Source organism: Pedobacter sp. WC2501 (assembly GCF_052682415.1).
In genome coordinates, this window is record NZ_JBQZFI010000001.1 from 1,592,918 (window position 1) to 1,606,905 (window position 13,988).

Annotated in this window: 12 protein-coding genes; 11 read left to right on the forward strand and 1 reads right to left on the reverse strand. The window is 37.2% G+C overall.

Annotated features, from left to right (window positions below):
• Positions 1 to 11 precede the first annotated feature (11 nt).
• From nuoL to ACUN24_RS06935, 9 genes are all read left to right on the forward strand, one after another.
• Complete coding sequence (gene nuoL / locus ACUN24_RS06895; RefSeq protein WP_445561819.1) at positions 12 to 1,913, forward strand: NADH-quinone oxidoreductase subunit L; 1,902 nt, start codon at positions 12 to 14, stop codon at positions 1,911 to 1,913.
• A 20-nt stretch (positions 1,914 to 1,933) separates the two neighbouring features.
• Entirely contained in the window at positions 1,934 to 3,397 is a 1,464-nt protein-coding gene (locus tag ACUN24_RS06900) for a complex I subunit 4 family protein (protein WP_445561820.1), read from the forward strand.
• A 3-nt stretch (positions 3,398 to 3,400) separates the two neighbouring features.
• Positions 3,401 to 4,771, forward strand: a complete 1,371-nt coding sequence (locus tag ACUN24_RS06905; protein WP_445561821.1) for an NADH-quinone oxidoreductase subunit N — start codon at positions 3,401 to 3,403, stop codon at positions 4,769 to 4,771.
• 47 nt (positions 4,772 to 4,818) lie between these two features.
• Positions 4,819 to 5,478, forward strand: a complete 660-nt coding sequence (locus tag ACUN24_RS06910) for a DedA family protein (RefSeq protein WP_445561822.1) — start codon at positions 4,819 to 4,821, stop codon at positions 5,476 to 5,478.
• Between the two features lie 2 nt (positions 5,479 to 5,480).
• Entirely contained in the window at positions 5,481 to 6,032 is a 552-nt protein-coding gene (locus ACUN24_RS06915; protein ID WP_055908779.1) for an inorganic diphosphatase, read from the forward strand.
• Positions 6,032 to 7,456, forward strand: coding sequence for a hemolysin family protein (locus ACUN24_RS06920; RefSeq protein WP_445561823.1), 1,425 nt, complete (start codon positions 6,032 to 6,034; stop codon positions 7,454 to 7,456). The genes ACUN24_RS06915 and ACUN24_RS06920 overlap by 1 nt, the downstream gene beginning before the upstream one ends.
• A gap of 8 nt (positions 7,457 to 7,464) precedes the next feature.
• Positions 7,465 to 8,169, forward strand: a complete 705-nt coding sequence (locus ACUN24_RS06925; protein ID WP_445561824.1) for a 16S rRNA (uracil(1498)-N(3))-methyltransferase — start codon at positions 7,465 to 7,467, stop codon at positions 8,167 to 8,169.
• 119 nt (positions 8,170 to 8,288) lie between these two features.
• Positions 8,289 to 8,873, forward strand: a complete 585-nt coding sequence (locus tag ACUN24_RS06930) for a DUF4159 domain-containing protein (RefSeq protein ID WP_227256210.1) — start codon at positions 8,289 to 8,291, stop codon at positions 8,871 to 8,873.
• A 4-nt stretch (positions 8,874 to 8,877) separates the two neighbouring features.
• Positions 8,878 to 9,378 carry a biotin/lipoyl-containing protein gene (locus ACUN24_RS06935; protein WP_445561825.1) on the forward strand — a complete coding sequence of 167 codons (501 nt, stop codon included), beginning with the start codon at positions 8,878 to 8,880 and terminating at the stop codon, positions 9,376 to 9,378.
• A 326-nt stretch (positions 9,379 to 9,704) separates the two neighbouring features.
• On the opposite strand, the gene ACUN24_RS06940 is transcribed toward ACUN24_RS06935, so the two are convergent.
• A complete protein-coding gene (locus ACUN24_RS06940) occupies positions 9,705 to 11,384 on the reverse strand; it encodes an SUMF1/EgtB/PvdO family nonheme iron enzyme (RefSeq protein ID WP_445561826.1) in 1,680 nt (559 codons plus the stop codon).
• Positions 11,385 to 12,035: 651 nt separating this feature from the next.
• Between ACUN24_RS06940 and porV the strand changes: the two genes are divergently transcribed.
• A complete protein-coding gene (gene porV / locus ACUN24_RS06945; protein ID WP_445561827.1) occupies positions 12,036 to 13,223 on the forward strand; it encodes a type IX secretion system outer membrane channel protein PorV in 1,188 nt (395 codons plus the stop codon).
• A gap of 21 nt (positions 13,224 to 13,244) precedes the next feature.
• Complete coding sequence (gene ispF / locus ACUN24_RS06950; RefSeq protein WP_090504226.1) at positions 13,245 to 13,721, forward strand: 2-C-methyl-D-erythritol 2,4-cyclodiphosphate synthase; 477 nt, start codon at positions 13,245 to 13,247, stop codon at positions 13,719 to 13,721.
• The last annotated feature ends 267 nt before the right edge of the window (positions 13,722 to 13,988 follow it).

Here is a 13,988-nt window from a genome sequence, read left to right on the forward strand (position 1 = left end):
ATATAATAAGAATGACAATAGAACAATTGATTTGGTTGGTTCCGTTACTTCCTTTTTTAGGGTTTGTAATTAATGGACTAGGCAGAAACTCTTTATCTAAAGGACTTGTTGGCATCATTGGAAGCGGGGTAATCTTAGCCTCCTTTGTTATCAGTGTAGTTATTTTCTTTAGTTTACAAGGCGATACACAAAGATCTCACGAAGTATTTTTATTCGATTGGATTAGCGCAGGCGCATTACACATTCCATTATCTTTCCTGGTTGATCCATTAAGTTCAATCATGCTTTTGATCATTACTGGAATTGGTTTCCTGATCCATTTATATTCAACCAGCTATATGCATGATGATGCAGGGTTTGGTAAGTTTTTCGCTTACCTAAACCTCTTTGTATTCTTCATGCTTTTATTGGTATTGGGTTCAAACTATATCGTGATGTTTATCGGTTGGGAGGGTGTAGGTTTATGCTCATACCTGTTAATCGGTTTCTGGTATACTAACAATGCTTATGCTTCAGCAGCTAAAAAAGCTTTTGTAATGAACCGCATCGGTGATTTAGGCTTTTTACTAGGAGTATTCTTAATCTTTACCACTTTTGGTAGTGTAGAATTTGCTAAAGTTTTCCCTCAGGCTGCAAATATGTTGCCTGGTAATGATACGCTGGTTTTAATCACCATTTTGTTATTTATTGGTGCCTGTGGTAAATCGGCTCAGTTGCCATTATTTACCTGGTTACCTGATGCCATGGCCGGACCAACGCCAGTTTCAGCTTTAATCCACGCAGCAACCATGGTTACCGCTGGTATCTATATGATTGCGCGTTCAAGCGTATTGTTCGATCTTGCGCCGCTTACTCAGCACATTATTGCTATTGTAGGTGCTGCAACTGCTTTAGTTGCAGCAATTATCGCCTTAACACAAACTGATATTAAAAAAGTATTGGCTTATTCAACGGTGTCTCAATTGGGATATATGTTTTTGGGTCTTGGCGTTGGCGCTTATACAGGTTCGTTTTTCCATGTATTAACCCATGCATTCTTTAAAGCTTTATTATTCTTGGGTGCAGGTTCAGTTATCCATGCCATGCACCATGATCAGGATATGCGCCACATGGGTGGATTAAGGGGAAAACTTAAAACTACTTTTGCAACCATGATGATCGGTACTATTGCTATTGCAGGTTTACCACCGTTCTCGGGTTTCTTCTCAAAGGATGAAATTTTAGCACATGCTTTCCAGGCGAGTCCGATTTTATGGGGAGTAGGGGTATTAACCGCATTCTTAACCGCATTCTATATGTTCAGAATGATGTTTTTAACCTTTTCTGGTAAATACCGTGGAACACATCACGAAGAAAGCCACATACACGAATCGCCAGCAGCGATGACTTTACCTTTAATCATCTTAGCTGTACTTGCTGCAATTGGTGGAGCAATTAATTTTCCTCATGTTTTTGGTGGAAACGAGTGGTTAGCACATTGGCTAGCGGGAGCAGGTGTTGCACAACACGAATTAGATTTAAGCCATACTACAGAATATTCGTTAATGGGTGTTTCGGTAGCAGCAGCTGTAATAGCTTTATTATTTGCTTACACCAGATATGTAAAAGGAGCACGCGTTCCTGTTGCTGATGAAGCGCCACGTTCGCCATTGGCAAAATTATCTTATAATAAATTCTACCTTGATGAGATTTATGATTTCATCATCACTAAACCTTTAGATGCATTGTCGAAATTCTTTTATAGGATTATCGATAATAAATTTATCGATGGAATTGTGAACGGACTAGGATGGAGCACAAACGAAGCGAGTAAAGGTGTACGTTTGTTACAGAGTGGAAACGTAGGTTTCTATATATTTATGATGGTATTTGGTATCATCGCATTGCTTGCATATACATTTTATTACATATAAAAAGGGTTCAAAATTAAATAATGGAACAACTTTTACTACTTATATTTATTCCGCTTGTAGGTGCAATTGTTACTGCATTTGCTGGTAAGTCGGCTAAAATCGTTTCTACCGTATTTTCGGTGGCTTCTTTGGTGCTGGCTTTGGTTATCGCCTGTAATTTCATTCCAAATGCAAGTACCCAGTTTGAGGTTAACCTGCCATGGATTGCTGATCTGGGCATTAATTTCCACGCGGGCATTGATGGCATTAGCCTATTGGTGGTATTGCTAACCAATTTATTGGTGCCGATCATCATCTTATCCAGCTATAAACACGATTATAAAAATCCTGCTGCATTTTATGCCCTGATTTTATTCATGCAAACTGGTTTATTATTGGTATTTACCGCATTGGATGCTTTCTTGTTTTATATCGGATGGGAAGCCGCATTAATACCAATTTATTTCATCTGTGCAATATGGGGTGGAAAAGATCGTATCCGCATCAACATGAAGTTTTTTGTGTACACTATTGCCGGATCATTATTTATGTTGATGGGGATTATTTACCTGTATCTTCAAAACCCTGCACACAATTTTGATATTCAAGCCTTTTACGCTTTAAACTTAGATAGTGCTCAACAAGGATGGATTTTCTGGGCGTTCTTTATCGCTTTTGCCATTAAGATGCCGATTTTTCCTTTCCATACATGGCAGCCCGATACTTATACTGCGGCACCTGCACAAGGAACCATGTTGTTATCAGGTATCATGTTGAAAATGGGTATTTATGGTGTAATCAGGTGGTTATTGCCAATTGTACCAACAGGAGTCCATGACTGGGGGCAATTAGTTATTATTTTATCGATCATTGGTATTGTTTATGCCTCGCTAATTGCTTTTACACAGAAGGATGCGAAACGTTTGGTAGCCTATTCATCAATTGCACACGTTGGATTGATCGCAGCAGGTATCTTCGCTTTTAACCAGCAAGGTATGCAGGGCGCTATGGTGCAGATGTTGAGTCATGGTATTAACGTAGTAGGCTTATTCTTCGTTTTAGATATCATCTTTAGCCGGGTAAAAACAAATAAAATTGAAGAGTTGGGCGGAATTGCGAAGGTAGCACCTCAATTAGCCATTGCATTTTTAATTATCGTGTTAGGAACAGTTGCTTTACCGGGAACAAACGGATTTATTGGTGAGTTTTTATTACTGATGGGTGTTTACAATTATGGCATCTGGGCAGCAGCAATCGCTGGTTTGACCATCATCTTCGGTGCAGTTTACATGTTACGCATGTACCAAAATGTGATGCTCGGCGAAACCAATAGCTTAACCATCACTTTTACCGATATTAAAGGAACTGAAAAATTGGTTCTTTATACCATTTGTGCACTGATTATTGTTTTGGGTGTTTATCCAAAACCAATTTTGCATTTAACAGAGGCATCTGTACAACATTTATTAGAACAGGTAAATCAAAAATTAAACACAGTAAATTAAGCAATGAATATTATTATAACCATTAGTATAACAGCTTTTATAGTGCTTTATGCAGGTTTGTTTAAGGCAAATAAAGCATTACTACCACTTACCGTTGTTGGCTTACTTACTGCACTGGGGTTTACTTTCTGCGCCTGGAACGGCAATGCTGTTCATTTCGGAATGATGCAGACGGATAATTTTGCCCTGGCCTTTTCTGGGATCTGTATTATCGGTACACTTTTAATCTTTTTATTAACACAGAACTATTTTCACAGCAAAAGCGATAACATTGCCGAATATTATACCTTAATTCTTTTCGCACTTGCGGGAATGATTATGATGGTATCCTATAAAAATATGGCCATGTTATTTGTGGGCTTAGAAATCATGTCGGTGAGTTTATACATCCTGGCGGGTATCCGTAAAAAGGATTTTGCCTCTAATGAAGCTTCTTTAAAGTATTTCCTGATGGGTGCTTTCTCCACAGGCTTTCTGTTGTTTGGTATTACCTTAATTTATGGCGCTTCAGGCTCATTTGATTTAGATAAAATACAAGCTTATTTGGTAAACAGTCAGACAGTTTCTCCAATATTTTATCCTGGTGTTATCCTGATGATGATTGGTTTATGTTTCAAGGTTGGTGCTGCCCCTTTCCACTTCTGGACTCCAGATGTATATGAAGGTGCGCCGTCTTTAATCACCACTTTTATGAGTACAGTGGTTAAAACTGCGGGTTTTGCTGCATTCCTACGATTATTTGCAGGCGCATTTGCGCCACTTCACGATTTTTGGGTTGCGCCACTTATGGTGATCGTTTGTTTAACCTTATTTATTGGAAACGTAACCGCACTGTTCCAGAAGAACTTCAAGCGTATGTTGGCATACTCAAGTATTTCCCATGCGGGTTACCTGTTGTTTTCGCTGATTGTACTGACCAAAAATTCTGGTAATAATGTGTTGGTTTATGCAGCTGCTTATACATTCGCATCAATTATCGCTTTTGCGGTATTAATATTAGTGAAACAAAAAACGGGTAGCGATAGCTTCGAAAGTTTCAATGGTTTGGCTAAACGGAATCCATTAGTAGCCTTATGTTTAACTGTAGCCATGCTTTCATTGGCAGGTATTCCGCTTACTGCGGGCTTTATCGGGAAATATTTAATGTTCTTGAATGTAATGACCGAATATAAAACCCTTCTTGTTGCATTTGCGATTTTAAATGCGCTGGTTGGCTTCTATTATTATTTTAGGGTAATTGTAGCCATGTGGTTTAAAGATGGTGCAGAAACAGAACTTTCAACCCCGGTACAGTACAAGGTTGTTTTATTGGTTTCTGTTGCAATTACATTGGTATTGGGTATTTATCCTGCAATTATTTTAAACCTAATATAGGTATGCTGTTGTTTAATAATTATTTGTAGTTTTACGAATAATTGAATATGCACGATTTTTGGAATAACCTGCATCAGCTACTTGATCCCGAGAAATTATTGAGGGAGGGCGGATTCTATCTAGTCGTATTTGTTATCTATGCAGAAACTGGCCTGTTTTTTGGTTTTTTTCTTCCCGGTGATTATTTATTGTTTTTAGCGGGAATGTTTGTGGCGACAGGTAAGCTTGATGTGAACATTGCGGTACTTTTAGCTGGTTTATGTATAGCGGCCATTTCCGGGAATTTTACCGGCTATTGGTTCGGGCGTAAAACTGGCCCGGTATTATACACCAGAAAAGACAGTTTCTTTTTTAAGAAGAGATATTTAAAAGCTGCAAAAGAGTATTATCAAAAACAAGGTGCCTTTGCATTAATAATGGGAAGATTTGTACCTATTGTTAGGACTTTTGCACCGATTTTTGCAGGGGTTGTAAAACTAGATTTTAAAAAATTTGCTTTATATAATGTCTTGGGTGGAGTACTTTGGATCTGTTCCTTAACTTTGCTGGGTTATTTTTTAGGTAGAAGATTTGAAAAAGAAATAAACGATTATTTATTATATATTATTATTGGCTTTATCCTTATTACAACTATACCATTATTAATTACCTTTGTAAAAAGTAAAGTAGTGAGTGGCCCTGAAGAGGATAAAACAGATTTAAATTAAAAATGGCAAAAGACGATCATCACGCATGGCATAGCGTATCTCCTGGTTCAAACCTTCCAGAGGTTGTAAATGCAATTATTGAAATTCCTAAAGGTTCAAAAGCAAAATACGAAATAGATAAAGAATCAGGTCTGATTAAATTAGATAGGGTTCTTTTTTCGTCAGTAATGTATCCTGCAAATTATGGCTTTATTCCACAAACTTATTGTGATGATAAAGATCCATTAGATATTTTAGTGCTTTGTTCAGTGGATGTATATCCAATGACATTGATTGAGGCTAAAGTAGTAGGTGTAATGCACATGGTAGATAATGGAGAGCAGGATGATAAAATCATTGCAGTTGCTGCTCACGATATGTCTGTAAATTACATCAACGATTTAGATGAATTGCCTCCGCATCAAATGAAAGAGATTGTTCGTTTCTTTCAGGATTATAAAGCATTAGAAGATAAAAATGTAACTATCGAACATTTACTTGGTGTTCGTTATGCGCATAAAGTAATTAAAGAAAGCATAGAACTTTATAACACAACATTTAGAGAATTGGCTTAATGGATTTACCCACGGTATGTTTGTTTTTAAATTTTGAGTTAAGTGCAATCCTGCCCACAAACGTAGTTTTGGTTGCTTTACAAGAACCTGATACAGGTTCTGTTGGCTGGCGATTAATCTTTGCATTATTTTTGGTGTTACTTAATGGTTTTTTTGTTGCTGCAGAGTTTGCAATTGTAAAAGTCCGCGCATCACAAATCGAGATTAAGGCAAAAACAGGCAGCCGTGTTGGCAAAATGGCCAAAGGGATTATTCATAATCTCGATGGATATTTGGCGGCCACACAGCTAGGTATAACGCTTGCATCTCTTGGCCTTGGTTGGGTAGGTGAAGGCGTTATGCATACCATCTTTAAAAATCTTTTCGATAGCTTACAATGGGGCTTAAGCGATGCTTCAATCCATACTGCATCAACAATCGTTGCTTTTTCGCTCATTACCATTATGCACATTGTATTTGGTGAGCTCGCTCCGAAATCATTCGCTATCCAAAGACCTGTAGCTACAACGCTTTTCGTTTCTATACCGCTTCAAATATTTTATGTGGTGTTTAAGCCATTCATTTGGACGCTAAATAGCCTTGCTGCCATTATACTTAAGCCATTTGGCATTGATACCTCCGCAGGGCACGAATCTATCCACAGTACTGAAGAATTACATTACCTGCTCGATCAGGGTAAAGAAAGCGGTGCATTAGATAATAATGAACATGAGCTGATTAAAAACGTATTCGATTTTAATGAGCGCGTGGTTAAGAATATCATGGTGCCTAGAACCAAGATTTCGGGTATTGAACTAACTTCTCCAAAAGAGGAAGTAATTGATACCATTATTAAGGAAGGATATTCGCGTTTGCCTGTTTATGATGAGATTATGGATAAAATTGTCGGGATTATCCATGCAAAAGACATTCTACCACTAGTTGCAGCAGGTAACCAGCACTGGACATTAAATGATATCATACGTAAACCTTATTTCGTTACAGAAACTAAAAAGATTAACGATCTGATGAGCGAATTGCAAAGCAATCGGATACAGATTGCTATTGTATTAGATGAGTTTGGCGGTACAGCGGGTATGGTTACCTTAGAAGATATTGTAGAAGAACTTGTAGGAGAAATACAGGATGAATATGACGAAGAAAAACCACTTGTAGAAAAGGTTTCTGATAATGAATTTATCGTAAATGCTTTCGCTACTGTATATGATGTAAATGAACACCTGCCTCACGATTTACCAGAGGATGAAGATTTTGATACAGTTGGTGGATTGGTTTCTCACGTCTTCGAACGTATTCCCGAGGTAGGTGAAAGTAATGAATCATACGGTTATCTGTTTACCATCCTTAAAAAGACAGAACAGAACATCGAAACCATTAAATTAGAATTGGTAATCAATAAAGCAGATATGGTTGATAATCATTAATTTCAACTATGCATATTTTTTATACACCAGATATAACCCAAAATACCTATACGCTTAACGAAGAAGAGAGTAAACATTGCGTTAGGGTGCTTCGCCTTACTATAGGCTCTATCGTTAACCTGGTTGATGGGAAAGGTGGTTTTTATACTGCTGAAATCACTTCCGATAATCCGAAAAAAGTTTCTTTATCCATTTTAAAAGTAGAAACTGAGTTTCATAAAAGAAGTCATTACCTACATATTGCTGTTGCACCAACTAAAAATATAGACCGTATCGAATGGTTTTTAGAAAAAGCCACAGAATTGGGTATTGATGAGGTTACGCCGATTATTACCGATCGGTCGGAGCGTAGGGTAGTTAAAGAGGACCGCCTCAATAAAGTAATTACTTCTGCCGTAAAACAATCCATTAAAGCTTATCATCCCAAATTAAACGATGCCATTACTTTTGATGCTTTTTTAAAAGAACCATTTGACGGCAATAAATTAATTGCACACTGTGTCGATAACGGTGAAAAGCAATATATTTCCAATCTTATAACTCCTCATCAAAAATATTTGGTTCTTATTGGTCCCGAAGGCGATTTCACACCTGATGAAGTTAATTTAGCTTTGAACAAAGGCTTTAAAGCATTAACTTTAGGTGATAACAGATTACGCACAGAAACTGCTGCTTTATCTGTTTGTTTTGAAATCAATTACCTTAACCGATAATCAATTTGAAGTTTTCAGTTTTTAGTTTTCTGTTTTCCAGGTTTCAGCTTTGGTCTTTAAGCTTTGGTCTTTTAGCTTTCAGCTTTGTGTTTTTCGCTTTCATTCCACCTACTTACCGTATGGCTAAATTAAAGTATAGCGGTGGTGGCGATTGGTATGCTGACAGAACAGCTTTGCCCAATTTAATTGCGTACTGTAATACCAATCTGAAGACTAATTTTTATGCTGAAGAAAGCATCGTAGAAGTAGGTTCAAAAGAGATTTTCAATTATCCTTTTATTTATATGACTGGCCATGGAAACGTCGTTTTTAGTGATCAGGAAATCAAAAATTTAAGACAATACCTCACTGGTGGAGGATTTCTGCATATAGACGATAACTATGGCTTAGACAAATTTATCAGGCCACAGATGAAAAAGGTATTTCCGGAACTTAGTTTTGTCGAATTACCCGCCAATCACGCCATTTATAATCAGAAGTTTAAGTTTCCGGGAGGCTTGCCAAAAATCCATGAGCACGATAATAAACGTCCGCAAGGATTTGCTTTGATTTACAAGGGAAGAGTAGTTTGTTATTACACCTATGAGTGCGATTTGGGCAACGGTTGGGAAGACTTTGGCACTTATCCTGAGGATACCCAGGAAACGCGGACAAAAGCACTTAAAATGGGCGCTAATTTAGTTCAGTATGCTTTAACTCAATAAGCTTATGTATAAAGTAAAAGTAAACGATCAGTTCTTATTTGAGGTTGAGAATAAGGATTCAGCTTTTTTAGTAAATGGAGAACAGGTTCAATTCGATCTGAGTTCAATAGCAAATAATAGTACGCATGTTATATACCAGAATAAATCTTTTAATACAGAGCTGGTTGAACTAAACAAAGCAGATAAAACCTGTAAAATAAAGGTTAATGGTAATATTTATCAGATCAGCATTGAAGATCAGTTTGATGTTTTATTAAAACAACTTGGTCTGGATAATTTATCGGCTAATAAGGTTTTAGAAATTAAAGCACCTATGCCAGGTTTAGTGCTAAAGGTTTTGGTTGAAGAAAACGCTGAAGTAAAGAAAGGCGATAACCTTTTGGTGCTGGAAGCCATGAAAATGGAAAACATCCTAAAATCATCAACGGATGGTACGGTAAAGAAAGTTTTGATTAAACAGGGGGATAAAGTAGAGAAAAACCAGATCTTAGTTCAATTTAAGTAGACAGTTTTTTTGCCATACGGGATTATTAGTGCCGTCACCCTGATCCGATAGCTATCGGATTTATTTCAGGATCCTTTAAGCAGGAAAGATGCTGAAATAAATTCAGCATGACGATCTGTCTAAAAGTAGGGGAGTGCAACGCAGTCGAGAACCACAAAGTGCTCAGCGAAGCTAAATCTGTGTATATAGATATCTCCATTCCTCTACGCTCCACTCGATAGCTATCGGATCGAGATGAAGATTTTTCTTTGAATCCGTCAAACTTAAATTATCTAACAAAAGTATGAAAGCATAAAAAAGTCCCGATTTATCCGGGACTTTTCTTTTTATCTACCTCTACTTACCCTGTAAGGTTTTTGAGGAGGGTTTTTAAAACTTCTTTTGCCGGCAGTACTAATTTCTGGAGCACCGAGCATGGTCATTGCACAACGGAAGCCCACTTCAGCAGATGATTCATCTTGTTGCATAAAGCGACGTGTTGCCGGGTTTAACCAATAAGCCATATCATTCCAGGAGCCACCTTTATAAACTCTTGATTTATCGTTTACAAGCGTCACACCTTCTTCATTAAGTAAAGTGTTTTGTCTATCACGATAACCTCTTTGATCGGCTTGATAACTGGTTGAGGCTACTGGGGATTGTGGATCAGTTGATTTTGAAATCGAATCAGAACGTTTTGCCTGTGCCTGTTTTTCAGCCCAGGTTTGTTTTCTTCCAGAGTAAGCATTTTCCTTAATCGGATTCCCATATTTATCTAACGCAATTTTACCGCTTTGAGAATCTTCTAACTTTTTATTGGTGAAATAATTACCCCGGTAAGGGTTAAAGGCATCCGCATCAGTAAATGTTGCTGTTCTGTAAACATCATTCACCCATTCATTCACGTTTCCTGCCATATTATATAGACCGAAATCGTTAGGTGTGTATTGAATAACCGGAACGGTCAAATCTCCTTTATCGTTTAGCGAACCGCCAACACCCATATAATCACCAGGAGCTCTTTTAAAGTTGGCCTGAATCATACCTCTGGTTTTCTTTTTAGCGGAACTAACACCTAAACCATTCCAAGGGTAGATTTTATTCTGATTGATATTCTCGTATTCCGTATTACCAATTAAACCTAAAGCAGCATATTCCCATTCTGCTTCTGTTGGTAAGCGGTAAGGTTGCATAATTACACCATCTTCAAGCGTTGCAGTTCGTCTCGGTTGGTTATTTCTTCCGCCTGTTGCAGCTGTTGCTGCTCCAGCAGTTGCTGTAGCAGCACCTGATTTGGTATTATAATCGACCGGGGCATTTTTGCCTTTGTCCTCATACTGGCCATTTAAATAGGCATCAGTATTAAACGGTTTGTCTGGTTTTGGAGCCGCTGCAGCTGTAGTAGCGGCATTCCCTTTTCCGTTGCCAGCTAAAGTTTTATAATCAGTTAAGATTCCCTTTTCACGCAGAATAAATTCGTTGGCTCTTGAAGTTCTCCATTCACAATAACGTGATGCCTGCTCCCATGAAACACCGACAACAGGATAGTCACGGTAAGCCGGGTGCCTTAGGTAATTATCAACATAAGGTTCGTTATAAGATAATGCACGGCGCCATACTAAAGTATCAGGAAGTTCATTGTAATAAAACTCACGATCTTCAGGATAGTTGTATCTGATCCAGTGTAAGTATTCTAACCAATCGGTATTCGATACTTCAGTTTCATCCATGTAAAAGGATGGAACAGTAACCTGTCTTTTATAATTGTAAATATTTGGCTCAACACCAGGTACATCAATGGCACTGCCACCAACAACTAAAACCCCGCCTTCAATTGGAATTAAACCAGGCCCTGGCGCTCTTTTATATTGGGTAGCCACAGCAAAAGCACCAGATTGGTTGTTTTTACTTTTCCTATTGGCATAAGGAATACCTGTTTTGCTAGAACTCTCGCTTTTTGAGCTACAACCCGAAAGCAAGGCGGCTAATGATAAACAAGTAAAAGAATATAGTAATAGTTTTTTCATATAGTATATCGGAGAATATCGTTCCTATAAGGATTCAATCGATAAAATTAAACAATTATAAATGAATATATAAATAATATGAGAATAAAATATTGATTATATTTCAAAGCTTTAACGTATCATTTTTTATAATATAGTGTCTTTCTTATTTTTAAACGAAATTCTTGCTAAATAATTATAAATAAGCGAGATAAAATTTTTAAACTATAATTATGTATTGTTTTAGTAGTCAATTAAGATCTGTTTTACAAGTGAAATTACATATTGTAATTTGATTAAAATTGGAGATAAAATTTAGCTTACTTAAGTGAGGCTTGATTGTTATAATAATAGGGAATTAAATATACTACATTAACATTTTGATAAGGATTATCAATGTTTGTTTATTGCTTTGTTGCGAATAAATCGGGTGAATAAGTTAAATAAAGATATGGAATCGGAAAAATATGTATTAGATTAGCTTTACTAAATGGCTATTGGTTTTATAGTTACAGTTTTGCAGTAACACCCGTATGTAAAAAATCGTAGGTTTAATTAGTAAATAATCATAGAATTCGTATTTTGGTGAAATATAAGTTTTGGTTTTACGTTACAGATATATTCTCCAGTTATTGCTAAATACCAAGATCTAAAATTACGTACCTTTAAAGGATGAATTTCAAGTACATCAGTAAACTTGCTTTTTCTGCACTCTCTATGGCCTTTGTGTTTGGTAAAACAAACGCGCAGGTAACTATAGGCAATACCCAAACAAATGGTAGCGAGGCAAACAACATTGTAACAGCAGTTCCATTTCTGCTCATTACGCCCGATGCCCGTGCCGGTGCAATGGGTGATGCTGGCGTAGCCGTAGCTGGTGATGTAAATTCAGCCAGTATTAATGCTTCTAAACTTGCTTTTCTAGATAAACCTTATGGCTTTTCAGTGTCATATAGTCCATGGTTAAAAAGTTTGGTGCCCGATATTAATCTCGCTTATTTAAGTGGATTTTATAAATTGGATGACCGTAACACCATTGGCGCTTCTTTAAGATATTTTTCTCTGGGCTCCATTCAGCTTACAGATATTAACCAGCAGGATCTTGGGATCTCCAATCCAAATGAATTGGCTTTTGATGTTTCTTTTGCCCGTAATTTTGGTAAAGAGTTTTCACTGGGAACTTCATTAAGGTATATTTATTCAAATCTGGCTTCCGGTCAGTTTTCTTCTACGGGGCAGGTACATAGTGGAAATGCAGTAGCAGTTGATGTTTCTGGTTTGTATAAAACAGCTACAACGTTGTTTGGTAAACAGGCCATTCTTTCTGCTGGTGCTAATATTTCCAACATCGGAACAAAAATGAGCTATTCCGATGGGGGGGAGAATTTCTTTTTACCTACCAATTTTAAAATCGGAGGTGCATCTACATTTACTGTAGACGATTTGAGTACTTTAACCTTTGCGCTTGATTTTAACAAATTGCTGGTACCAACCCAGCCTATATACGATTCAAACAATAACATTGTAAGTGGAAAAGATCCGAACCGTTCGGTACCTGCCGGAATTTTTGGCTCATTTAGTGATGCACCGGGTGGTTTTAGCGAAGAATTGAAGGAAGTCGGAATCTCAACAGGCCTTGAATACTGGTACAATCAACAGTTTGCGGTTCGCGCAGGCTACAACTATCAGAGCCCAATGAAAGGTGATAGCCGCTATTTTACCTTAGGACTTGGTTTAAAATACAATGTTTTTAACATTGATTTCTCTTATTTAATTGCAAATGCACAGACTAGTCCACTTGCAAATACCCTTCGTTTTGGTCTATTGTTTAACTTTGGCGAAAATAAAAGCAAAAGATAAAAAAGATTAAAGCAAATAAACATGAAAATTAGAGTAGGTTTCGGATTTGATGTACATCAATTAAAAGATCAGCATCCTTTTGTTGTTGGTGGTGTTACATTAGATCATCACAAGGGTGCTTTCGGACATTCGGATGCTGATGTTTTACTCCATGCCATTTGCGACGCACTTTTAGGGGCGGCCAATTTACGTGATATCGGTTTTCATTTTAAAAATACAGATGACAGATGGAAAGGTATCAGTAGCTTAATCCTGCTGAAAGAGACGGTTAAATTACTGGCTGAAAAGGGATGGCGTATTGGTAATATTGATGCCATGCTTTGTTTAGAAGCACCAAAAATTAATCCACATATTCCTGCCATGCAACAAAACATTGCTGATGCCATTGGGATTTCTACCGAAGATATCTCAATAAAAGCAACCACCAACGAGCAAATGGGCTTTATCGGTCGAGAAGAGGGCGTTGTTTCTTATGCGGTTTGCTTAATCGAAAAGTAAAAACTTCTGTTTTTAGATAGTGCAGGAGTTTGGTTAAATATCTTTCCATTAATAATAATGTTATTATTATGGATAAGGTGGTAGCCAAAGAAGTCAAGTTTTTTATAACACATTGGCTATTAAACTTGACTTCTTTTAAAAGATCGGAGGTGTATTAGGCTATCTAAAAAACTACTGCCAGCCTATTCCATGTTCCGGTAATAAGCGTAGTTAATAAACCTCTGAAGGGAAATGGATTCTGGTTAAATATCTTTCCTTTAATAATAA